The 21,932-nt window shown below is 62.4% G+C and carries 21 protein-coding genes and 1 pseudogene; 11 read left to right on the plus strand and 11 right to left on the minus strand.

Annotated elements, in window-relative coordinates; all coding sequences use genetic code 11:
* The first annotated feature begins 99 nt into the window (after positions 1-99).
* The 3 genes from G3446_RS00635 to G3446_RS00645 all read left to right on the plus strand — a co-directional run bounded on the left by G3446_RS00635 (position 100) and on the right by G3446_RS00645 (position 2,619).
* Complete coding sequence (locus G3446_RS00635) at positions 100-327, plus strand: hypothetical protein (RefSeq protein ID WP_167757056.1); 228 nt, start codon at positions 100-102, stop codon at positions 325-327.
* Between the two features lie 36 nt (positions 328-363).
* Positions 364-879, plus strand: a complete 516-nt coding sequence (locus tag G3446_RS00640; RefSeq protein WP_280818755.1) for a phage portal protein — start codon at positions 364-366, stop codon at positions 877-879.
* Between the two features lie 102 nt (positions 880-981).
* Positions 982-2,619: an IS1634 family transposase gene (locus tag G3446_RS00645; RefSeq protein WP_245232225.1), complete on the plus strand. Its 1,638-nt coding sequence runs from the start codon at positions 982-984 to the stop codon at positions 2,617-2,619.
* 690 nt (positions 2,620-3,309) lie between these two features.
* On the opposite strand, the gene G3446_RS00650 is transcribed toward G3446_RS00645, so the two are convergent.
* Together G3446_RS00650 and G3446_RS00655 are read right to left on the minus strand one after the other, a co-directional pair.
* On the minus strand, positions 3,310-4,311 hold the full coding sequence (locus tag G3446_RS00650) for a hypothetical protein (RefSeq protein WP_164450461.1): 1,002 nt from the start codon (positions 4,309-4,311) through the stop codon (positions 3,310-3,312).
* 148 nt (positions 4,312-4,459) lie between these two features.
* A complete protein-coding gene (locus G3446_RS00655; protein WP_164450462.1) occupies positions 4,460-4,630 on the minus strand; it encodes a hypothetical protein in 171 nt (56 codons plus the stop codon).
* A 577-nt stretch (positions 4,631-5,207) separates the two neighbouring features.
* On the opposite strand from G3446_RS00655, the pseudogene G3446_RS27885 reads away from it, so the two are divergent.
* Positions 5,208-5,369 (plus strand): annotated as a pseudogene (locus G3446_RS27885) (TIGR02679 domain-containing protein); the annotation flags it as partial.
* A gap of 67 nt (positions 5,370-5,436) precedes the next feature.
* Here G3446_RS27885 and G3446_RS27890 read toward each other — a convergent pair.
* The 4 genes from G3446_RS27890 to G3446_RS00680 are packed head-to-tail and all read right to left on the minus strand — an operon-like array spanning position 5,437 to position 10,220.
* Positions 5,437-6,906, minus strand: a complete 1,470-nt coding sequence (locus tag G3446_RS27890) for a diguanylate cyclase domain-containing protein (RefSeq protein ID WP_164450463.1) — start codon at positions 6,904-6,906, stop codon at positions 5,437-5,439.
* Positions 6,903-8,579, minus strand: coding sequence for an ASKHA domain-containing protein (locus G3446_RS00670; RefSeq protein ID WP_164450464.1), 1,677 nt, complete (start codon positions 8,577-8,579; stop codon positions 6,903-6,905). Before G3446_RS00670 ends, G3446_RS27890 begins: the two co-directional genes overlap by 4 nt.
* Positions 8,557-9,582, minus strand: a complete 1,026-nt coding sequence (locus G3446_RS00675) for a uroporphyrinogen decarboxylase family protein (RefSeq protein ID WP_164450465.1) — start codon at positions 9,580-9,582, stop codon at positions 8,557-8,559. The genes G3446_RS00670 and G3446_RS00675 overlap by 23 nt, the downstream gene beginning before the upstream one ends.
* Positions 9,579-10,220 carry a cobalamin B12-binding domain-containing protein gene (locus G3446_RS00680; protein ID WP_164450466.1) on the minus strand — a complete coding sequence of 214 codons (642 nt, stop codon included), beginning with the start codon at positions 10,218-10,220 and terminating at the stop codon, positions 9,579-9,581. The genes G3446_RS00675 and G3446_RS00680 overlap by 4 nt, the downstream gene beginning before the upstream one ends.
* A gap of 246 nt (positions 10,221-10,466) precedes the next feature.
* On the opposite strand from G3446_RS00680, the gene G3446_RS00685 reads away from it, so the two are divergent.
* The 6 genes from G3446_RS00685 to G3446_RS28570 all read left to right on the plus strand — a co-directional run bounded on the left by G3446_RS00685 (position 10,467) and on the right by G3446_RS28570 (position 15,438).
* Complete coding sequence (locus G3446_RS00685) at positions 10,467-11,531, plus strand: ISL3 family transposase (RefSeq protein ID WP_342449999.1); 1,065 nt, start codon at positions 10,467-10,469, stop codon at positions 11,529-11,531.
* Between the two features lie 440 nt (positions 11,532-11,971).
* Positions 11,972-12,196, plus strand: coding sequence for a hypothetical protein (locus G3446_RS00690; RefSeq protein WP_164450467.1), 225 nt, complete (start codon positions 11,972-11,974; stop codon positions 12,194-12,196).
* Positions 12,197-12,502: 306 nt separating this feature from the next.
* Complete coding sequence (locus tag G3446_RS00695; protein WP_164450468.1) at positions 12,503-12,754, plus strand: hypothetical protein; 252 nt, start codon at positions 12,503-12,505, stop codon at positions 12,752-12,754.
* A gap of 49 nt (positions 12,755-12,803) precedes the next feature.
* A complete protein-coding gene (locus G3446_RS00700) occupies positions 12,804-13,067 on the plus strand; it encodes a hypothetical protein (protein ID WP_164450469.1) in 264 nt (87 codons plus the stop codon).
* A gap of 779 nt (positions 13,068-13,846) precedes the next feature.
* Positions 13,847-14,929 carry a transporter gene (locus tag G3446_RS00705; protein WP_164450470.1) on the plus strand — a complete coding sequence of 361 codons (1,083 nt, stop codon included), beginning with the start codon at positions 13,847-13,849 and terminating at the stop codon, positions 14,927-14,929.
* A gap of 377 nt (positions 14,930-15,306) precedes the next feature.
* Entirely contained in the window at positions 15,307-15,438 is a 132-nt protein-coding gene (locus tag G3446_RS28570; RefSeq protein WP_280818751.1) for a hypothetical protein, read from the plus strand.
* 159 nt (positions 15,439-15,597) lie between these two features.
* Here the strand turns inward: G3446_RS28570 and G3446_RS00710 are convergent, their stop codons facing one another.
* The 5 genes from G3446_RS00710 to G3446_RS28905 all read right to left on the minus strand — a co-directional run bounded on the left by G3446_RS00710 (position 15,598) and on the right by G3446_RS28905 (position 21,326).
* A complete protein-coding gene (locus G3446_RS00710; RefSeq protein WP_164450471.1) occupies positions 15,598-17,025 on the minus strand; it encodes a gamma-aminobutyraldehyde dehydrogenase in 1,428 nt (475 codons plus the stop codon).
* A gap of 54 nt (positions 17,026-17,079) precedes the next feature.
* Positions 17,080-18,498, minus strand: coding sequence for an aminotransferase (locus G3446_RS00715; protein WP_164450472.1), 1,419 nt, complete (start codon positions 18,496-18,498; stop codon positions 17,080-17,082).
* A gap of 10 nt (positions 18,499-18,508) precedes the next feature.
* A complete protein-coding gene (locus G3446_RS00720; RefSeq protein ID WP_164450473.1) occupies positions 18,509-19,027 on the minus strand; it encodes an SET domain-containing protein-lysine N-methyltransferase in 519 nt (172 codons plus the stop codon).
* Positions 19,028-19,096: 69 nt separating this feature from the next.
* Positions 19,097-20,344 carry a type III PLP-dependent enzyme domain-containing protein gene (locus G3446_RS00725; RefSeq protein ID WP_164450474.1) on the minus strand — a complete coding sequence of 416 codons (1,248 nt, stop codon included), beginning with the start codon at positions 20,342-20,344 and terminating at the stop codon, positions 19,097-19,099.
* 712 nt (positions 20,345-21,056) lie between these two features.
* Positions 21,057-21,326: a transposase gene (locus tag G3446_RS28905; protein ID WP_342450000.1), complete on the minus strand. Its 270-nt coding sequence runs from the start codon at positions 21,324-21,326 to the stop codon at positions 21,057-21,059.
* A gap of 421 nt (positions 21,327-21,747) precedes the next feature.
* Between G3446_RS28905 and G3446_RS00730 the strand changes: the two genes are divergently transcribed.
* Complete coding sequence (locus G3446_RS00730; protein ID WP_164450475.1) at positions 21,748-21,891, plus strand: hypothetical protein; 144 nt, start codon at positions 21,748-21,750, stop codon at positions 21,889-21,891.
* Positions 21,892-21,932 lie beyond the last annotated feature (41 nt).

Raw genomic sequence — 21,932 nt, forward strand, 5'->3', positions numbered from 1 at the left:
ACCGCCGGGAAACCAGGCGGCAAACAGAGAACACCAACTTCGGCCTAAACGGCGGCAAGGACCCGGCTTACTCTCCGACTTCACGCTAGCCTGTCGTGTATGTCTACCGCCACCGACATGCGCGACCTCTACCTCGCCGCCGAGCAGGACCTGCTGCAGCACGGCAAATCCTCTGCCTTCGAGGGGCGCACCCTCACCATGGCCGATCTCACCGAGATCCGCGCCGGGCGCCAGGAGTGGGAGCGTCGCGTCATGGCCGAGCTTGCAAGCACCGCCCACACCCGTGGCGGGCTGAGCGTCAGTGTTGCGAGCTTCGGCAATGGCTAATCTGGTCGATCGCGCCATCGCCACCGTCGCGCCGTCCTGGGCGCTGCGGCGCATTCAAGCCAGGGCTGCTTTGGCTTACTACGAGGCCGCGCGCCCGGATACCTCGCGCAAGCAACGGCGCGACCCCTGTCTGGCTCTGCGGCCGTGCGCCAGGCCGGAACCAGCATCCGCGAGCAAGCCCGTCACCTCGAGCAAAATCACGACCTCACGCGGGGCGTGCTGCGCACCCTGGTCAACAACACCGTCGGCGCCGCGGGCATCACCGTGGAGCCGACGCCGCTCACCCGCGGTGGCGAGGTGCACGAAGACTTTGCCGCAAACATTCTGGCGGTGTGGGAGGAGTGGGGCGAGCGCCCCGAGGTGACGCGCCAATACACATGGCCAGCCGTCCAACGCGTCTTCGCGCGCACCCTGTATCGTGACGGCGAATGTTTGCAGCCGACATTCCGCACGCCAAAGCGTGTAGGAAAGACTTTCTTCTTGCGGATGATCGCTGATTTTCAATGGAATCGCAGTCGCTTTGAACACGATTCATTAACGATTTGCCAGTGATCGTGACTGAAGACCGTTCTTCCACAGTCTTCACCCTAGCGGAAGCTGTTCCCTGACGTCCCCTATCATGGCGTTGTTCGCCAATACTGGGGGGAAGCACACATGGCCATCCACATCGGCACCGGCTCCATGGCCAGTCCACGCCATTACAGCAGCCAGGTTTTCAATCACCTGGGGCTCGTGGCCGGAATGTACGACGAGCTAGGTCTGGGGGAGTTGATCGACCAAGCGCTGGTGCAGGATGAAGACAGCCGCAACGTCTCCCTCGGGCAGGCGGTTAAGGCGATGGTGCTCAACGGCTTGGGCTTTACGCAGCGCGCCCTGTACCTCACCCCGTTGTTCTTCAAGGACAAGCCCGTGGAGCGCCTGCTTGGTCCGGGGATCACCGCGGAGCATCTCAACGACGATGTGCTCGGGCGCGCGCTGGACCGGATTTACGCCTATGGCCCGAGCCGACTGTATGCGCAGCTGGCCGCGCGGGCGGTGCAGCGTTTGGGCTTGGTGTGTCGTTTCGGGCATCTGGACGCGAGCAGCTTCCATGTCGATGGGCAGTACAATAGCGACCTTGAGGAGCCGGCGGGCGCGATTCATATCACCCGGGGCTACAGCCGCGATCACCGTCCGGAGTTGAACCAGGTAGTGCTGCAATTGCTCTGCGAGCGCCAAGCCGGGATTCCCCTGCTGATAGAGGCCTTGAGCGGCAACAGCAGTGACAAAACGGCCTTCCGCGAGACCGTCAGGACCTACATGGAGCAGTTGCAAGGCGCTGTCGGGCTGGAGATCCTCATCGCCGACAGCGCGCTCTACACCCGCGAGACGCTCCAGGAGCTAAGCACCCAGGCGTGGATCTCGCGCGTGCCCGAAACGCTCACGCTCGCCCGCGAGCTCATCCATGCGGTGGCCCCAGCGTTGATGGATGATCCCACGCAAGCGGCGTGGCGTACCCTGGGCACGAGCTATGGCGAAGTACGCCAACGCTGGGTCGTGGTGTATTCCCCGCAGGCGCGTCAACGCGCCCTCAAGCGCGTCGACAAGCACTGTCTCAAGCAGGGTCACGCCGAGCTCAAGGGCTTCGAGCGCCTGTGCAGCACCGACTTCGCCTGCGAGGCCGATGCGCTCAAGGCCCTGGCGCGCTTCGAGCGCACCCTCAAGAGCGCGATGCTCGGGGAGACCCACATCGAGGCGCTGCCCCGCTTCAAGGGCAAGGGGCGCCCGGCCAAGGGACGCGAGCCAGACTTCTTTGTCTATCGCATCGTCGGCGCGCTCGCCTCGCGGGTGCAGGAGCGCCAGCGTCGCCTCGAGCGCAAGAGCTGCTTCATCCTCGCCACCAACCAGCTCGATGCGCAGACCCTCAGCGATGAAGATCTCATCGCCGCCTACAAGGACCAGCAGAAGGTCGAGCGCGGCTTTCGCTTCCTCAAGGATCCGATGTTCATGGCCGCGACGCTCTACCTCAAGAAGCCCGAGCGCATCATGGCCCTGATGATGGTCATGACCCTGTGCCTGTTGGTCTACGCCGCCTTGGAGCAGCGTATCCGCGAGACCCTCAAGGCCGAGCAGGCCACCGTTCCCGACCAGAAGGGCAAGCCCACCACGCATCCCACGGCGCGTTGGGTGTTCCAATATTTCAAAGGCATCCATGTGCTGGTCGTTGAGCACGTCGAGCAGATCGTGCTCAACGTCCAGCAACAGCACAGCGTCATATTGGAACTGCTCGGGCCGCGCTATGTGGCGATATAGTCTGCAAACGGCTGACGGGGTGCGGAATGACGGCTCGACGCACGCGAGCAGGCGGTCGGTGAAGGCGCGCGCGCGGGGTGTGAGGAGTGCGCGGGCGGCCTGCTCGGCCTGCAAGGTGGTGAGGGCCTGAGCGCCGAGCCCCTGGGTCTTGAGCACGGACTGAATGCGTAGGGACTGGCGCATCATCTCGGCATAGACGTGCAGCGCTTCACGGTACTCCAGCAGCCAGGCGAAGCCCTCGAGAAAGCGCTTATATCCGCCGTCGACCTGGCTCCAGAAGCGCGCGTCGAGCGCCGCGAGGGGGAGGTCGCTGTGGGCTTGCAGTGCTTCGCAGAAGTCCTTCTTCTCGGCATAGCGGTGCCCGATCAGGGGGCGCAGCGGCGCGACGCGCGCGGCGCCGAAGCACGCGCGCAGCTGCTCCCAGGCTGGGTAGTTGAGTCCCGTAGGTCGGGTTAGGCGCGCATGCTGAGAGGCTGGCTCTTTGCTGAGTCGCGCGGTGCGCGCCGTAACCCGACGGCAGACCACGGAGCGTCGGTTTCGGCTGCGCTAACGCGCATACAGCCGCTGAGGCCCCCGGACGATGAACGTCGGCGTGTGGAGGGTACGCGGTGCGTACCCTACCCTGCATGCTCAGGGCAATCCGACGTACACGGAAGTGCTTCTCGCAGGCTCTGTGCGCAGGCGCAGCCCCTACGCCATGAGCAACGCGTAGTCCGAATGGTGACAGTCGTGCTTGCCGCCTGCTGAACAGGCAGCCGGGCCGCCCGCGCCCGTGAAGACCAAGCCCTCGCACTTCATGCAGCGCCGCCAGTTCCGCTGCCCGCCAACTCCGGGCGCATAGTGCGTTAGGGTGAAGCGCTGGCTGGTGCCGCCGTCATGGGCGCCGCCGCTCGGACAGGTACCGGGCAGCAGCGCGAGGAAGAGACCTTGGCACTTGCGGCACCAACGCCAATCTCGGTCTCCGCTCGCCACCCCGATGTCGAGCAAGTACTCGGTCCCATAGGTCCAGAGGTGCGTCGCCCCGGCCGGGCAGACGCCGTTTCGCGGCCCTTGACTCCAGAACAGGGTGCGGCAATAGATGCAGCAGCGCCAGTTGCCGAGCATGTCGATGCCTGACAGATGCGGCGGGTGCCGGAAGTGATAGAGATCATCGACGAAGAAGGCCGGCCATCTTCCCTTGTCGACCGAGTTCTGCAGCTCGCCGCCGCTCTGCTCGATGGTGACGATCTTGTCCGGATGATTCGGGTCGTAGGCCTGGATCGAGATCCGGTACGGCTCGCAGCCGATGGCAAGCAAGTGATGCCCCTTGTCCTTGCCGACCAGACAGATCGGCACGGGAAGACCGCGCTGGAGATAGGGCTTGAGCTTCTGGTACTCGGTCGAGGAGTTGACGGCGACGAACGGCCCAACGAGCGGCATCCACTGCGACCCGAACTTGGGCACCGTATTGAGGTGCGCGTCATTCTGTCGACTGAAGATATAGGCGTGCAGGACCGAGCCCTCGGCAGGCGGCTGGGTCGCCTCGGGCACGGCAGCAGTCGCGTGGAAGTAGTCCAGGGCGGCATACACCATGCCGCCGCATAGGGCCTTGCCCGTGATGAAGCCCAGGAAGGGCAGCGGGATGCGCCAACGGATATCGCTGTTGCTGAAATGGAATCCGTGGACCTTCGGGTCGAAGCGAGTCGTGATCATCGAATCCCTCCCGGGGCTACCCTTCGAAACGCGATGACTCACCTACAACACGCAAGGTTTTGCGCTCAATTGGACTATAGTCCCGATTCGAGCCCGCGGTCGGCATCGGGGACGGAAGCGAATCGCGCCGAAGAAGGACGGACGACGCTCAGCCGCCGCTCGCGAGAAAGTCGATCACTAGGGTGGTGACATTGTCCCGCCCGCCGGCGTCGCAGGCGGCGTCGGCCAGGGCCTGCGCGGCGTCTCCGGGATCCGACGCAGCCAGGATGGCGTTGATCCGCTCCGGGCCGAGCTCTTTGGTGAGGCCGTCACTGCACAACAGGTAGCGGTCCCCGTCCGCCAGTGCCGTTCAAAGGACGGCGTCTCTCGAGGCAGGTTTCGTCGGGGGCGGGATTGTAGACCAGGTGTCAGACGGGGAGTGCGGAGGCTCGGCGTGCGTGTCCATCATTCCGAGGTTGGTGCAGACGCGATGGCATGGGATCTTCAAGCCGGAGGAGGTGGCCGTCGATGCCTCTGAATCCGTGTGCTTTCGCCCCACGGATGAACTGACATCGGCGGGGCCTCGCCGTCATTACCGAACAGGTGTGCGCGCGGATCCTGCACTGGCTTGCCCGCCGTGGGCTGAGCGAGGCCGGGCGATGGATGAGCTGCTGGGGCGCAGGCCCAGCACTGAGGCGCGTCTCGTCCTCCCCTTGAGACAGCTGGAAGACACTTGCGCCGTGCTGGTCTGGCGCCGGACCTGCGTTCGGCCGGCGAGGTTCTTGGTGGACCGCCGTGCAATCCGATTGCGGCGCGTGAAGATTGGCAGCAGGCGTGGGGACGGGTCTGCGACAGCCAGGACGCGGAGGTGGAACGACCGGGGGTGACGGCATGGCCCAAGGTATTGGCGCGCGGGTCTGTTGAAGCGGCTCGCCGGCCAGGATCCGGCGCGGGCCGAGTCCCTCCTGTCCGAGGCCCCGAGCGTCTTGCGATGCTTTCCGCAACGGGGCACGACACTGAGCACCCTGGCGGCCGAGTGTCTCGGCGACGCCCAGGGTCTGAATGACGGACAGCCAGAGGCCACCCTGTTGCCAACGCCCATGACCAAGGGAGAGGTCGTTGTTTGGCCTGGATGCCTGTCTAATTCTATCCTGATGGGAGGTCGTGGGCGAACCAGTAGCCGCTGCGGCCTCGGTGCTTTGCCTCATACATGGCGCGATCAGCGTTCTCGATCAGCACCTTGCCGGCTAGACCCTGATCCGGGTAGAGGGCGATACCAATGCTGGCTGTGACGTGGGCCGAGGTCCCCGAGAGTGCGAAGGGTGCCGCGAAGGCATCGACCAGCTTGGCCGCAACCCGTATGGCGCCCTCTTCGGCATGCAGATCGGGCAGGATGAGCATGAATTCGTCACCGCCGGTGCGGGCAAGGATGTCCTGGCCGCGGATCTGAGCACGCATCCGTTGACTCGCCTCGCGCAATAGCTGGTCGCCGGCGTGGTGCCCTAGGGTGTCGTTCACGGCCTTGAACTTGTCGAGATCGAGCATGAACAGCGCCAGCTTGGTGCCGTTCCGTTCGGCTCGGGAGAGTTCGATCCTGAGCTGTTCCTGGAACATTAGACGGTTGGGGAGACCGGTAAGGTCATCATGGTAGGCCATCTGACGCACCTGTTCCTCGGAGCGCTTGCGCTCGGTGATGTCGCGCAAGATGACGAGGGTGGAGCTGAATTCGCCGTCGGTGATATCTTGCAGCTCCGTCATGGTGCGATCGTAGATGCGGCCGTTGGTCGCGCACTGCCACTCGACGCGCTGCGATCTGGCGCGAGGGGTCTCCGTTAGCCTACAGTCGGAGCAGGGCTGCTCCTGGCCGCTCAACAGCTCATGGCAAAGCTGTTGTCCGCCATCGCCCAAGGCCGTCTTGATTGCCGGGTTGCGGTATTGCACATGATGATCGGGGCCGACGATCAGCACGAAGTCGTCCATGGCCTCGAGGATCCGCAGTAGATTGTCCTTCTCGGCCCGCAAGGCGACCTCGACCTGCTGACGCTGGGCGACCTCTTGGTGCAAGCGACGATTGCTCTCGAGCAGTTCGCCGCTGCGCTGCGCGACCAGCTCCTCGAGATGTGCCCGGTGCTGCTGCAACTCGCGCTCACCGATCAGGCGCTCGGCCGTGACGGCCGCCAGACCGGCGATGGCGAGATGGAAATCCAGCTCCTGTCTCGTGAAGGCGGTGGTGCGCTTGGCGCCGATCAGCAGGACGGCAGTGACCTGATTGCCGCGCATCATTGGCAGGAATAGCAGTTCCCACGGGTGGGCCGTGCGTCCATCCTCGGGCATCAGTCGGCGCGATGTGAAGAAGCCACTGTCGCGCACCTCGTCCATGGCAGCCAGGAGCATGGATTGGTGATCATCTCGCAGCCTCTGGTCGGTATCGGCCGCGCACGACCAATGGGCAAGACGTGTCTTGCCACCTGGGTCGCGCTCTCCAACCGCGGCGACCTCGATTCCAAGCAACTGCACTAGTGCATTGGCGATCTCGGGCCAGATGGCCTGATGGGCGCTGATGCCGGCCAGGTACTGAGCGAGCTTCACCAGGCCCTTGTCGGAGGCTGTGCTCATGGTGCGAAGGCTGCTGCGGATTCCGTCTGCGGGCGTAGGTAGAGGTGGGCCATGAAGGCAGTCTCGAAGGCGGGATACTGGGCCAGGTTGATGAGCCTGATGCGGTCGCGCAGTCGCTTGCCCTGTGCGGCGGCGGCCCTGTCGAGCAGGATCTGCTCGCAGCCCAACAGGGCGGCGCCTTCGGCGAAATGACAGCGCGCATCATCGAGCGCGGGCAAGAGTCCTATCGAACGCGCATTCTCCAGGTCCAGCGCGGCCCCGAAGGCACCCGCAATCCAGAGCTGGCGTAGCGACCCGGCCGGCAGCTGCGCCGAGTCGAGCAGCGCCTGGATGCCGGCACCAATGGCGGCCTTGGCGCGTTGGAAGCTATCGACGTCGGCCTTGGTCAGTGTCAGCGGTGATCGGATCGGAGGCGCTGTCATGGCCGCATCGCGTAACTGGAATCCTCGCGCAGGGATGGCGCTCGCGAAGCCTCCGATCGCCGAGAGCTGCCGTCTGCGCAGCAAGAGCGCAATCAGATCCACCAGTCCCGAGCCACAGAGCCCTCGCGGCTCGCCGCCGCCGATCACCTCGAAGGCGAGCCGATCCTCATCACCCGGCCTGACACGGGTGATGGCCCCGCGCTCGGCCGGCCAGCCGCAACTGATGCCGCTGCCCTCGAAGGCCGGACCACCGGCCGCGGCGGTGACATGGAGGTGCTCGCCATCCCAGAGTGCCAGCTCCGAGTTGGTGCCAAAATCGATCAGCAGTGCCGGCGCCGCGTTCGCATCGAGCCGGGCGGCGAGCGCGGCGGCCAGCAGGTCGGAGCCGACGAAGCCGCCAAGGGGCGGCACGAGCTCGATCTCCGTGTCTGGAGCCAATCCCCAAGCGAGTGACCAGGTGTCGGCATCATAGGTCAACGCCGCGCCTGGCTGATCCCAATGCTGCGGTCGAAGCTGCTGCTCGATCCGATTCGACGTCAAGAGGGCCAGCATGGCCGTGTTGCCAACGATTGAAAGGCGTTGGATCCGTGCGAGCGGTACCCTGGTGTGCATCATCATGTCCCAGATACCCGTGCCGATTGCGGCCACGACGCTCTGCGACAGCCGCGCGCGCGCATCGGGGGATTCGACCGCGGATTGCAGTCGGCTCAGGACATCGAGGCCCGAGCTGAGCTGCGGGTTGACGCCAGCACAATCGGCCAGCCGTTCGCCGCTGCCGAGATCGCACAGCGATAGGCGCAGCATGGTGGTTCCCAGGTCGACCGCGATACCAAGCCGGTCGTCCGCCCCTGGGCTGGGTCGGCACGGCCGCTGCATCGACGGGGACGGGTTGTCGTCACGCGTGAGGCTGTGCATTGGCCGCGGCTCGAACGCCCGTGCCGGCGCCAGGATCTCGACCTCGAGATCGGCGTTCGGAAAGATCTGACAGGCGAGCCGCTCGCCGGCGGCCAGGTTGCCAGAGTCCAGGTGCAGCGTCTCGGCCAGGCTGGCTTGTCCGGCATCGCCGCGAATGACCCGAACGCGGCAGAGTCCACAGGCACCGCTGTTGTGGCAGCCGCTGCGAACTGGTAGCCAGGCCGTCTGCAGCAGGGCCATCAAGGATGGTCCGGGCTCGAACGCCAGGCACTGCGGTGCGGATTCCTCGGTGATGACGCTGAGCTTGGGCATGTCAATGAACGTTACTTGAGTCACGTGCCGCCGCGATCATCGCGGCGATCGTCTCGGGTCGTGCCTCGAGCGGGATCTCGCAGCCAGGCGAGAGGATGAATCCGCGCCGCGGGCCAAGGTCCCGCAGCAGCCGTTCGGATGCTGCCCGAATGGTCGCCGGCGTCTCGTTCACGAAGGCCAGTGGTTTGAGATTGCCGTTCAGACAGGTGCGGGGCAGCGTCTGACTGGCCTGATGCAGGTCGGTGCTGAAATCGATGTTGGCCAGGTCCGCCCCCGCTTGCGCGTAGTAGCGCAAGATCGGCAGCGTGTTGCCGGTGACATGGATCCAGGTGAAGGCCGCTCCATGCTGGCGCTGACTGGCCAGGACCTCGCGCACTCGAGGAAGCACGAGCTCGCGATAGAACTGCGGTGGCACCACCTCTGGCGATGCAACGGGGTCGAACAGCATGACCGCATGGGCGCCGGCCTCCAACTGCTTGCGACTGCAGTTCTGGGCAAATCGGGCGGTCACATCCAATAGCTCGGCGAAGCGGGACGCCTGGTCGATGGCCAGGTAGAGTGCGGCCTCGAGGCCCATCAGCTGGGCGGCGAGCGTCATCGGACCGGTCACGCAGCCAATCACCAAGACCGCATCGCCGAGGTCGTGGCGCAGCCGGCGGGTTGCCTTGAGCAGCTCGGGTATGCGGCCGGCGGTGCAGGCCCGATCGAGTGGCAGTTGATCGATCCCTTCGCCATGGGGGTCGAGCGCATACTGCTCCACGGTCGGATAGGTCGAGTCACGATAGCGTAGCCTCGATCCCAGCGCCTCGGTCTCGACCCCGGCATCCATGAGCGCAAAGACGGCCTCCAGCCCATAGTGCCGACAGGCCGCGACCTGGCAGCGGGCCAGCAGCTCGCCATCGCGCAGATAGTCTTTGAGCGCGACGCCAGCGAGCGAGGACGCATGACCGAATACCTGGGCGATCACCGGCACCCGGTCGACGGACTCGAAGGCGATGGCCGCGCGCAGTCGCTCGGCGCCGGTCATGTCCGTGCCCCCGTGATTTGCTCCAGGTAGCCCAGGCCATCGAAGGCGGTCTGAGCCAGGAAGTCGACCTTCAATTGCTCGGCGCTCGCCTGACGCAAGGCCGCGCCACCGGCCAGTACCGGGACCGAGCCGAGTCCGTCGCGCGCGAGTCGGTCCCGGACCTGCAGCACCTGCGGGATCACCGTGGTGATGAGTCCGCTAACGCCGACCGCGATGGGTGTGTGTTGCTTGGCGGAGTCGATCAACCGATCGAGCGAGCAGTCCTTGCCGCCATCGATCACGAAATAGCCGGTCGCCGTGAGCACCACCTTGACGATGTTCTTGCCCAGGTCATGGATGTCGCCCTCCAGGCTGGCCAGGAGAATGGTGCCGCGGCTATGGGGTGGCGGCTGATCGAGCGGGTAGAGCCTTTTGATCAGGGCCGTGATGGCGCGCCCGCAGAGCATGATCTCCAGGAGATTGAACTGCTCCAGGGTACATTTGGCATCGAGTCTGGACATGGCCTCCTCAATGCCTTCAGAGACGATGCGCCTGGGCGTGACCTTGGCCTGCTGCAGGCGTTCGAGCTCGTCGAGCGCCTGCGTCTCGTCGCCGTCGAGTAGTGCCTGAACGAGTGATTCGAGTCGCTGGGTCGACATGCTGCTTGGTGTCTGTTGAGGGCTGATCGCAACAGCCTTGCAGGGTGTTGAATGCCTATCGAGGCCAGGAGCGGGATTGATGAAACATCCTAGCAAAGATATCGATTGTCTCGCCTGCGACTCTTCTCGCATCAGCCCGGGCTTCTATCCTGACAGCGGGGGCAGTCCATCAGCGCACCCTCATCGTCCGAGTGCGCCAGCCGGTTACCCCTGACGTTTGTGTGGTGCGGTGGCCGCTGGCGGGGTGTGGAGGGTCCGTCTGGTCGAGGAGCCGATCAGCGTCACCGCCGTTTCGACATCGAAGGGCTTGGACAGAAAGGCATCCACGCCCGCGTCCCGGGGCGGAATCGGGGTCGTACGAAGATATTTCAGCTGATGGAGGCGCTGATCGTGGCGTTGTGTCGGGCGATGACGGTGCGCCAGGTCGCGCAGCTGCTGGGGGTGAGCGACATGCGCCTGTGGCGGGTGCTGGACTTCTATGTCGAGCGCGCCCGGGCCCAAGAGGACTTCTCTGAGGTCACCTCCGTGGGTCTGGATGAGACCGCCGCGCGGCGCGGACACCATGACATCAGTCTCTTTCATGACCTGGAGGCGCCGCGCCTGCTGTTCGCCACCGAGGGGCGCAAGGCCGAGGTGGTAGCGCAGCTCGCCGATGACCTCGAGGCCCACGGCGCTTGTGCGGAGAACATCCGCGACGTCTGCATCGACATGTCGGCGAGCGACCGCTCAGGCATCGAGGAGCACCTGCCCTGGACCAACATCACCTTCGATGAATTTCACGTCATCCAGCTCGCCAACAAGGCCGTCGATGCGGTCCGCCGCGCGGAGGTAAAGTCCAATCCCGTGCTCAAGCGCAGCCGCTACCTTTGGCTGAAGGACCAACAGGACTGGAGCCAGGGCCAACTCCTGCAGTACACCGACCTGCGCCGCCTCAACCTCAAGACCCATCGCGCCTACCGCATCAAGGAGAGCCTGCGCGAGATCTTCCGTCTCGCCTCCACCCGCGAGGAGGCCGAGGCCCTGCTCGAGCGCTGGTACAGCTGGGCACGTCGCTGTCGCCTCGCGCCCATGAAAGACTTCGCCAAGACCGTCAAAGCTCACTGGGAGGGCATCCTCAACGCCTTCGACTCCAAGCTCACCAACGGGCGTGTCGAGGCGGCGAACGCCCAGATCCAAGCCGCCAAGGCAAAGGCCCGGGGCTTTGGCTCCGTGCGCCATCTCATCACCATCGCCGACCTCGTCGCCGGCAAGCTCAGGCATCTGCCCGCCTGTCCATTCAAGAACCAAAGGCGTGCGCAGGCGGCGCTATGATCCAGCAGGCTCCAAGCCGGTTACCCACACTAGACGTAAGAGAGCCAATCTTCCTACCAGCCTTTCACACTCAGGAGATGAGTGACGGGATGAGGGCAAGACGCTCTCCGCCGGTCATTTTTCCCGCCTAAGCCTCGGGATCGCCCGCAAGCGGGCTCCTACGGCGCCGTCTTCGTAGGAGCCCGCTTGCAGGCGACTGCTACGAGGATGCTAGGAATTCGCCTAGGGTGTTGACGCTCAGGCCGCTGGAGCTGATCGATCAGCTCCAGCGGCCTGTTCGGAAATTGGCGGCCACCAAGGCAGCATCGCCAGCGTGACCATGGCGCGCTGGCCTCCAGCTCGCCCCTGCGTGCGGCGGCCACCGTCAATGAGCCCCAGGAGACAGATGCGTCAAGCATAGGTGTTGAGCTCAGCCCCCACCGACCGAGACGGCCCCGAGCATGCGCTCACCAGCCCGTTATCTCTGGTGCCAGCGCCTCATCGCCTTCGTCACCGAGGCCGCGTCCATCGAGCAGATGCTCAGCCGCATCGGTGAGCCGCCCCGTCCACCCCTGATCGTGCCCGCCCGCGGACCGTCGGCCTGGGAGGACGTGCTTGAGTCGGAGCTCGATCTGCGGATCGCCCCGGCCAGGTGGTCAAGCTGCGATCAGATGTCGGCTCGATGAAGCCGGACGCCGGCTTGGCGCTTCCGCGCACAGCTTATCCACAACTCTGGTCACAGGCCGCGGGGATAACTGCCCGCAGGATCTTGTTGCGTTTCTCGCCAACACTTATTTCATGTCTGTTTGTTAGAAACGAACAGAGATCCCCCCATCTTGACCCTGACCCACAGTGGCAAACCCGCAGAAGCCTTATCCTAGGCGCCCTCGCGGCTCGTTTTCGAAGGTTGGCACAGCAGCTGCTTTATCCCTGGCAAGCGCAACGACAGAGCGCGAATCACTCGAAACAAATACGCACCTGGAGAAACCATCATGCTGACCATCACCGACCTCGCCGTTCGCAACGACCTCGACGCAGCCGCCATGACCACTGTCCGCGGTGGCTTCAGCTTCAGCGACTTCGATTCGCTCTTCGGCATTGTCAATGCCCCGGAGATCGACCTCGGCACGCACCTGCTGTCGCAGAACCAGGCCTTGGCCGTCGACCAGTCCAACAACATCGGCGGACTGAACCTGGTGATCTCGGATCAGACCCAGAACGGCATCGCCGGTCAGGTCGCCTAAGGACCCCAGTCCCATTGAAACGCAAACTGAAACTCACAGGAGAGCAACCATGTTGACCATCAACGACCTGAACGCCGACCGTACCCTCGACAAGGCCGCCATGAGCGGCGTGACCGGCGGCTTCGCCTTCGCCGGGGATACCTTCGGCTCCGTCTTCGGCTACATCAACAGCCCGACGCTCGATCTCGGCGCGCACCTCCTCGCCCAGGAGCAGGCCGTCGCGGTCGATCAGAGCAACTCGATCGGCGGCTTCAACGTCGTCGGCTCCAACCAAGTGCAGAACGGCGTCAGCGGGCAGGTCTCGATCTTCTAAGCCCGAGCCGTCGACTGACTGCAGAGCAAACGGGGGCTTCGGCCCCCGTTCTTGTCGTGGGTTGGGCAAGCCCTTAGGCGATCAGTGGAGTGAGCGCGTCCAAGGACCCTTAGGACAGCCCGGCGAGCCATCGTCCGAGCTCGGATCCCGTTCCTGCCCTCGTGTGACGGTCTTCGTGCGACGGTCCTCCGCAATCCTGGCCCGTCTTGTCCGCTAGGTCCGAGGAGGGGGAGCTCGCGGCCTTCGCCATACGATGGGTTGTCGGTCAAATTCGGGACACTGAAGCTTCTTCGGTCGGATTCCGCAGTCGCGTGGACAACTGACATGCGCTCTGTTCACGAGTTACATTCACTGTCCCGTAGGCCGCTGGTCCGCGCGCGGGTGCGATCCGTGGTGGGGGCGGCGATTCACCGATGTGGTTGAGAATTTGCTCGGTGGACGCGGCATGGGTGACGAAAGCGGCAGGGATTCAAAGAGCCGTGCCAACGGCATGGCCCAGAGACAAGGGACCGGGGAGCATGCAGGGTGATCAAGTCATAGGCGATCGACTGCAACATCGAGCCTTGCCTCTCGCGAGCCCTGGACCCTATTCTGCCGCTTCGAGGGAGACTTGGGCTCGGCGCATGGCAGCAGAGTCGTCACGACTGGCTCCGACGACAGCGACCCTATCGCACGACTGGCGCGCACAATCTCCCTGGACGGGCTCGCGCCGAATCCCGAGCTAAGCCGACAAGCCCTCTGCTTGCAACAGAACAACAATGAGATGGGGGATCCTGAGGATGCGAAATGCCGCCTGGCCGCTCGCCCTGCTTTGGCTCATGGCATCCACTCAAAACGCCAGCGCCCATGGCTGCATCGCGGTGCGCGGCGGCTCCATGTGTCCGCTCACCCTGACCGGCGACGATCGGTACTTGGCGTCGGGCGACACGCGTGTCGCGACCAATTTCCAGTGGTTTCAGTCCGACCGGCATTTCATCGGAGACGACGAATTCACGTTGCCCAACGAGCTGGGCGCCGAGGCCATCAACGAATCCTGGTACATGGACATCAATGTCCAGCATGCCTGGACCGACCGCATCACCCTCTCTGCCGTCATCCCCTGGGTCTACTCGACCCGCTCGACCCTCTATGAGCACGACAACATCAACCGGCATACCACCTCCGCCGGGGGGCTGGGCGACATCCGGATCGCGGCGCATTACTGGCTTCTGGATCCGGCCCAGCGGCCCGACGCAAACCTGACCCTGGGCATGGGGCCCAAGCTGCCCACCGGTCAGTACGATGCCCAGGACACCTTCTACACCAGCCAAGGCCCGGTGAAGGCCGCCGTGGACCAATCGATTCAGCCCGGCGACGGCGGTTTCGGGTGGACACTGGAGCTGAACGGGTTCTATCGCTTCGCGCCAGACCTGGACCTCTATCTGCAAGGCTATTACCTCTTCAACCCGCGCAACACCAACGGCGTCGAGACCACCCCCAACGACCGGCCGCCGAATCCTTATCAAGCGGTCAACTCGGTGCCCGATCAATACATTGCCCGGCTCGGCCTAAACTACGCGGTCAAGCCCGCATGGGGCATGGTGCTGAGCCTCGGGGGCCGTATCGAAGGTGTTCCTGTCCGGGATGTCTTCGGCGCTAGCGAGGGGTTTCGGCGCCCTGGCTATGCGGTCTTCATCGAGCCAGGGATTCACCTGACCAAGCAGGCGTGGAGCTTCGACTTGAGCGTGCCCGTCGCGGTTTACCGCAACCGGCTGCAAAGCCTGGCCGACAAGAAGCTGTCCGACCTGACGGGGCTGGACATTCGCGGCGATGCCGCATTCGCCGACTATGTCATCAGTGCGAATCTATCCTTCCAATTCTGATCTTCAGCCCGTCTGGCTGGCGGTGAGGCCAAGGCCACACCATGCCGCCCCGGGAGCCGGCGCCGCGCGCATCCGAAGCGAGGCGATTGGCACAACCCCAATGATCGGCATTCATGGAGACGCACCGTGACAGAGCGATGTCCAGCCTGCGGCTTTGCGTTCGGTGTCCGAGGCCCGCAACGCCGAGCTCCGGGGTCGGCGCGCCGAGGCCGCGCGTCCCCATATCAGTGTCCCAAGTGCGACGCGCACCTAACGCATGCCCTTTCCAGACCGGAGCGCCTGATCTCGAGCATCGCGGATACACGGCCTTTCTCACCGCCTCTGGCCTCTCGATTTACGAGCGTACGACCCTGTCACAGGTCGTCACTAGAGACGTCATGATCGCCTTGTCCGCCCTGAGCATCGTCGGAATTGGGGTCTCGATCCTGCTGAGTCTGAGATTGCAGCACTATGCCATCCTTCCAGAGCAGGGAGGCTCGGGCGAGGGTGAGCAGCACGGCTCAGACTGAGGTTGGGCAAGCGTGACGGAGGCTGTGCTCGCCCAACCTCGCCCAGGAGCCAGCCCGGCTCGATTCGCCGCCTTGCCCAGAGCCCTCGGCTCTATTCTCGGGCGGAATGGCCCCATGCACGGCCGGTCAGCAAACCTCACCGCGCTTGCCGTGCCTGTTTCAGTGGGTCACCAGCACATGCCGCACGATGGTGTAATCCTCGAGGCCGTACATGGACAAATCCTTTCCGTAGCCGGTCTGCTTCATGCCTCCGTGCGGCATCTCGTTGGGCAGCATGAAATGGGTGTTGATCCAGGTGGCGCCATACTGGAGCCTGGCGGCAACGGCATGCGCCCGCCCGACATCCTTGGTCCAGACCGATGATGCGAGGCCATATTCGCAATCGTTGGCCCACTCGACCGCCTGCGCGATGCTGTTGTCGAACTTGGTGATCGACACGACCGGGCCGAAGGCCTCTTCCTGCACGATCTCGTCCTTTTGCAAGGCGCCCTTGAGAACCGTGGGCTCGTAGAAATAGCCGGCGCCGTCGACCGGCTTGCCTCCGCACAGCACCTCGATATGACCGGTGGCCAGCGCGCGCTGGACGAAGCCATCCACGCGCTCGCGGTGACGTGCGGTGATCAGGGGCGGAATCTCGGCCTCGGGATCGTTGATATCGCCGTATTTGATCGTGCTGACCGCCTCGGCCAGCTTGGCGGAAAACTCATCATAGATTCCTTCGGCGGCATAGACGCGGCAGGCGGCGGTACAGTCCTGTCCGGCGTTGTAGTAGCCGTAGCTGCGGATGGTCTCCACGGCATGGTCAATATCGGCGTCATCGAAGATGATCACTGGGGCCTTGCCGCCAAGCTCGAAGTGGGTGCGTTTCAGGTTCCCGGCCGCCAGACGCAGCACCTCCTTACCTGTGTTGACCGAGCCCGTGACCGAGATCATGCGCACCCGGGGGTGCTTGGCCAGCTCGGCCCCGACCTCCGGCCCGTTTCCGGCAACGATGTTGAAGACGCCCGCCGGAAGGAGCTCGGCAAAGAAGGGCGCCAGCTCGAGCATGGTCAGGGGCGTGTTCTCGGAGGGCTTGAAGATCACGCAGTTCCCGGCCGCCAGTGAGGGTGCAATCTTCCAGGCGGCCATCATCAGCGGGTAATTCCAGGGCGAGATCTGGGCGACCACGCCAACGGGATCGCGCCGGATCATGCTGGTCATGCCCTCGAAGTATTCGCCCGCAGCCGATCCGGTCATCAGCCGGCAGGCCGAGGCATAGAAGCGAAAACAGTCGACAATGGCCGGGATCTCATCCTCGAGCATGCGCTGATAGGGCTTGCCGGTATCCAGGGATTCCAGCCGGGACAGCGCTTCGGCACGCGACTCAATGATGTCGGCGACCTTGGCGAGCAGGGCGCTGCGCTCGGAGGGCGTGACCCGCGACCAGGTCTCGAAGGCCTTTTCAGCCGCCATGACCGCATCATCGACCTGGGCTGGACTCGCGCCTGGAATCTGAGCAATGGTTTCCCCGTTCTCGGGGTTGACGATGTTTTCGATGCCTCCGTGTCCGGCAACGAGCACACCGTTTATAAGTAGTTTGTCCTGCATACTGTTCCCCCAATTGATCAACTGGAATGATTGGCCGCCGTCACGAGCTGGGATCTAAATAAGCCCCTCGGCTTTCAGCTCCTCTGTCGCTCGCTCAATACCCTGGGCCATGATGGAGACCAGCTCGTCAATGCCTTTCTTATCGATCACCAGGGGCGGGGAGAGAATCAAGAGGGCCTCGTAGGGCCGGACGATGAGACCGGCCTCGTCGCAGTATTTGTCCACCGTGCGTGCGGCGGTAATATCCTTGGCCTCGGCCGCAACCGGGTTGCCGCTGATGTTGCATTCGACACAGGCCATGAGGTGATTGCCCCGAGTCTCACCGACGATCTCGTACTGTTCCAGGGTTTTCAGCCTTTCGAGGAAGTAGGGGCCGATCTCGCGCACATGCTCGCAGAGCCTGTCCCGCTTGATGATCTCGATATTCTTCAAGGCGGCGGCACAGGTAATCGGGTGACCGGAATAGGTGTAACCATTGGTGAAGTAGGCGGCCTCAGGTGCATTGTCGCCGGAAATGCGGTCGAAGAGGCGATCGGAGATGAGCACCGCGCCCATGGGCTGGTAGCCGCTGGTGATGCCCTTGGCACAGGTGATCAGATCCGGCGTGATCCCCCAAACCGGCTCTGCCGAGAAGAAATGCCCGAGGCGGCCAAAACCCGTGACCACCTCATCGAGGATATAGAGGATGTCGTACTTCTCGCAGAGTGCCTTCATCCCCTTGTGATAACCAGGTGGAGGAACGAGCACGCCGCCCGAGCCCATGATCGGCTCGGCGAGGAAGCAGGCGATGCTCTCCGCCCCCAGCTCCCGGATCTTGGCCTCGAATTCATCCAGGAGCTGCTGGCAATACGCCTCTAGCGAGAGACCAGGCTCGCGCCGATAGGGATTGGGCCCGGAAATATGATGGATGATGTCATCCATATAATGGAAGTAGGTGCGGTCGACCTGCTTGCCGGAGAGAGATGCCGTAAGATACGAGCTGCCGTGGTAGCTCTCCAGGCGCGAGATGATATGTTTCTTTTCCGGCTTGCCAATGGCATTGAAATAGAAGTGGACGAAACGGATCGCCGAATCGACTGCCCCTGAGCCACTGGTGGTGAATTGCACGCGATTCAAATCACCGGGGGCCATTTCCGCAAGAACACGGGCCAGCTCTGCGGAAAGCGGATTGGTCATGGCACCAAAGGGCGTGTAGTAGGCGAGCTCTCGAGCCTGTTTGGCCATGGCCTCGGCAATTTCCGAGCTGCCATAGCCGATGTTGACGCACCACATGCCGGCGATACCGTCTATGTAGCGTTTTCCATCGCTATCGTAGACGTGATACCCCTCTCCCTTGCTGATCACCAGGTCGCCGGTCGTGGGCGCAGTCGCCAAGTCTGCCCAGGGATGGAGGGTGTGGCGTTTGTCGGTTTGGCTGATCTGCTCCGTTGTTGCTGCCGGATAGGCGGCAGCGGCCTTTACCTGTGTCGTCATAGCCGCCTTCTCATGCACAGTCCATTGTGACGATTTCGCTGGAGTCGCGACCCAGGGCTTCGAGCTGCTCGCTGATGACGCGTAACCCCTCCGCGTTCACCATTTCCTTGCGGCCGGTGATCCAGAAACGACAGTTAGGCGTGCCGCAGAGACATGGAAACTGCTTGAAGAGAACATCTTCGGTGGAGGCGTAATCCATGGTCAGGGCCTGTCCCACCTCAATGTCGCGCAGGGCCCAAATCTCGAACTCGGTCATATCGAGAAAGATATTGGGCGCACAGGAATGGAGTAGATAACCAGTAAAATAGGGGTCGTGGAGATGGGTGGTCGGCGTCATCTGCAGGGTGTGCTGAGCGATATTGGGAACGATGTTCCCAGTGATGCGGGCGACGAACTCACCGCGCTTGAGGCTCTTTTTGGCATAGACTCCGGCTCCTTTACCATCTTCCTGGCGGGTGACGAGGAAATCCTTATTCTGAGGATAGCCGTCGTTGGGGTTGAGCCTGTATTCATCGGGGTAGATCAGCATATCGTTTCTCCAGTGTATGTGATGATTTTTGATGAGATCTGTCTTCTTCGTCGGTCTCGTCGAGGCGTTCTATTTGCGCAGCTCAATACCGTCGAGCAGAAGGCATTCCAAATACTCTCCCCGCATGCAGTGGTTCGAGCTCATCGAAGTGGTGTAGGCGCCGGCATTGATAAGCGCCAACAGGCTTCCTTCTTCGACTGCGGGGAAGGGAAGGTCGTCATACATGACGTCGAGTGCCTCGTTGATATTGCCGACGAAGGTTGTCGGCCGCATGTTTTCCGGGGCAAAGGTCTTTTTCTGGGAATCCGGAAGCCGGCACATAACAGGCTCGGCGGGAAGCTGGTAATGGACCGGCTCCATGGTCAGGTTGAACCCGTTATTGACGCCGACAAAGAGCTTGCCGGATTTGGTTTCCACGGTGTTCGCCTCGAGAATGAGCAGGCCGGCGTCCTTGGCAATATAGGTTCCAGGCTCGACATGGATCTCATACCCGGTCGTGCCGAAAACGCGCCTGATGACCCCTGCCCACTGGCCGAGATCGAGCTCGCTGTCATGGCGGGTGAGCGGTACGCCGAGTCCGCCTCCCAGGTTGACTGCACTGAGGCTAGGGATCTTGCGGATCATCGCCAGGCTGGTTTTGAGAACCTCTTCCCATGACTCCAGCTGGTCGTTGAGATAACCGCAACCCGTGTGGAAGTGGATCCTGGTGATGGTCAGGTCATATTGAGCGGCAAGCTCTATGGCCTCGTCGAGCTCCGAGGCGTATATACCGAATTTGGTCGGCTTTTCGCCACTGTATCGGAGCAGCTCGTTGGAGCCGTAGCCCGTGCCCATGGCTGGATTGATGCGCAAGCCTATCTCGCGACCAGGGGCTCGCTCGCCCACACGTCTGATCATGCTTAGGCCGTCACAGTTGAGTTTGAGACCATGGATTCCAGTCAGGAAATCAAGATCGGCATTGGAGACGGATGTGCCGGTATAGGAGATATCAGAGGGGGCGAATCCGCAGCTCAGGGCATGACGGACTTCGGCAGGGGCGCAGGCATCGATACCACAACCGGTCGCTGCCTTGATAAAGGTCAGCAGAGGGGCAAAGCGGTTGGCTTTGAGTGCGTAAAAAACTCTGCTTTCCAGCCCCGTGCTCTGCAGGGCCTGCTCTACTCGAGTGATATTGGAAAGAATGCGTGCTGCACTGTGAACGAAAAGCGGTGTGCCGAGCTGCCGGGCAAACTGCTCTATGTTTTGGTTGGCAAAGACGAGCTCGTTGTTGTCGTTGTAGTACAAATCATCTCTTTCCCACCATAGTTCAGTTTTCATGGACTGCTCCAGAAATCAGTCGTTCGGTTGATAGAGGGCGAGCGGTAGCCTAGATTCTCGGTCTGACCGCGAGGCGCGAATATATATTGTAAATCGATGCTGTCTTGACTCTGATGCAATTATTGTCAAGCCGCACTGGCCCGTTACGAATAGCGCGCGCTTCTTGGCCGATGCAAGGAGATATCCATATCAACCTTGAGGCTCGTTCAGCTTGATCTTTTCAATACGCACCTTGCGCTCGGCAAGAGCAGATGCGTGGCGGGCAGGAAAGAGGACTGAAATCGGTCTTCCGAAGCTTACAACCATGCAGTGTCCCGGCAAGAAAAACCAGTGATACTGGAACCTTCTATTTCGAAGGGTAAGGGTTTTTTAATCGGAGCGCGGGACGAGGCGGCGAGCGGATTGCCTGTGCTCAGGAAGCTGATTCCTGATTGATGCAAGAGGCGGGAAAATAATGCTCGTTTACCAGTTCGACCTTGTTAGGCTAGTGGACTTGGTTATCTTCAACGAGGGCGCGTAAAAAACTTAATTCAGAATAGAGTGAATGACGATGAAGTCGTGGAAACGTTTCCACCTCCTGCCCGCGGGCTGATCTTTGGTATCCTTCAGCGGCACTCAATGCCAATCTGGAGCTCTCTTCACGATATTGCCGCTCTTGTATACCTGACGAATGCGGAATTGCGGCTCTCAATGACCGATAACCTGCAAGTTCTCAGTCAGAAGTGTGCGTAGTTGCGGCGAATCCCTTTCGAGCTCCGCAAAGAACGCTTTGCAGGCTGTTCGAAATTCGGTAAACCGCTCGTAATAGCGGTTGTAAAGCACGCGCTTCTTGAAAGGATTTCCAGAAGCGCTCGATCAGGTTGAGGTTGGGGCTATAAGGCGGTAATGGCTCAAGTTGAATGCGGGAGGTTTCTAAAGTAGGGCCTCGATCATCGTTCGGTCCACCTGGCCGCCGGGAGCAAGGCGCCCCTGCGTAAGGCACTGAATTTCCTAACCAAGATCGCAGCGATCCTTACGCTTGCACTGGGTTTTGGACCAGACGATGATCAAGGCCTAAAGTAGTCCGCAACGCTCTTGCCTTTGTAGTAGCGGGCGTTATCGCAAATCACGATGATCCGCGGAGCGGTTGGGTGAGCATTCTCCAACTGCTTGAGCAAGGCGGTCGTCGAGACCGCGTCGATGGTACCGTCCACAAGGTAGGTAAGCTCCAACGTCCATGGCTCTGAAGGTCACCAAGAGTGCACCAGCGTAGCCCTCTGATTCGATGCAGCTGCCCGCGCCAGGATCTGGCAAACGTCGTCGGTATGCGCAAGAGCGATAATCATAAGCCCCTGATTATGAACGTTGTATTTTTGCACCTTTAAAGCCTTGCTGCAACGTCTCGATGTTGATCGCACCTTTAGATGTTCAGCGCCCCGTCCGGTATTGCTCTGGATCTCGTCGCGGTTCCCGAGCTTGATTCCGCCGCAACCGAGCACCGGATGGTGCTGCGGGTGAACCGTGTCCATGAAGACGACGACATCTTCTTCGGACTTCTTATCCTTTAGATTCTGGTACTTGGAGACGAATGCCTCTTGGGTCTCGACCG

This window comes from Thiorhodococcus minor (assembly GCF_010820565.1).
GTDB lineage: Bacteria > Pseudomonadota > Gammaproteobacteria > Chromatiales > Chromatiaceae > Thiorhodococcus > Thiorhodococcus minor.

Coding starts and splice junctions, on each gene's coding strand:
- G3446_RS00720 (WP_164450473.1), bottom strand. CDS start 19,027: ATGCTGATCTACCCCGATGAATACAGGCTCAACCCCAACGACGGCTAT.
- G3446_RS00710 (WP_164450471.1), bottom strand. CDS start 17,025: ATGCAGGACAAACTACTTATAAACGGTGTGCTCGTTGCCGGACACGGA.
- G3446_RS28570 (WP_280818751.1), top strand. CDS start 15,307: ATGATCGCCTTGTCCGCCCTGAGCATCGTCGGAATTGGGGTCTCGATC.
- G3446_RS00695 (WP_164450468.1), top strand. CDS start 12,503: ATGCTGACCATCACCGACCTCGCCGTTCGCAACGACCTCGACGCAGCC.
- G3446_RS00645 (WP_245232225.1), top strand. CDS start 982: ATGGCCATCCACATCGGCACCGGCTCCATGGCCAGTCCACGCCATTAC.
- G3446_RS00715 (WP_164450472.1), bottom strand. CDS start 18,498: ATGACGACACAGGTAAAGGCCGCTGCCGCCTATCCGGCAGCAACAACG.
- G3446_RS00725 (WP_164450474.1), bottom strand. CDS start 20,344: ATGAAAACTGAACTATGGTGGGAAAGAGATGATTTGTACTACAACGAC.
- G3446_RS00680 (WP_164450466.1), bottom strand. CDS start 10,220: ATGTCGACCCAGCGACTCGAATCACTCGTTCAGGCACTACTCGACGGC.
- G3446_RS00705 (WP_164450470.1), top strand. CDS start 13,847: ATGCGAAATGCCGCCTGGCCGCTCGCCCTGCTTTGGCTCATGGCATCC.
- G3446_RS00650 (WP_164450461.1), bottom strand. CDS start 4,311: ATGATCACGACTCGCTTCGACCCGAAGGTCCACGGATTCCATTTCAGC.
- G3446_RS00675 (WP_164450465.1), bottom strand. CDS start 9,582: ATGACCGGCGCCGAGCGACTGCGCGCGGCCATCGCCTTCGAGTCCGTC.
- G3446_RS00635 (WP_167757056.1), top strand. CDS start 100: ATGTCTACCGCCACCGACATGCGCGACCTCTACCTCGCCGCCGAGCAG.
- G3446_RS00690 (WP_164450467.1), top strand. CDS start 11,972: ATGCGCTCACCAGCCCGTTATCTCTGGTGCCAGCGCCTCATCGCCTTC.
- G3446_RS27890 (WP_164450463.1), bottom strand. CDS start 6,906: ATGAGCACAGCCTCCGACAAGGGCCTGGTGAAGCTCGCTCAGTACCTG.
- G3446_RS00730 (WP_164450475.1), top strand. CDS start 21,748: ATGTTCAGCGCCCCGTCCGGTATTGCTCTGGATCTCGTCGCGGTTCCC.
- G3446_RS00700 (WP_164450469.1), top strand. CDS start 12,804: ATGTTGACCATCAACGACCTGAACGCCGACCGTACCCTCGACAAGGCC.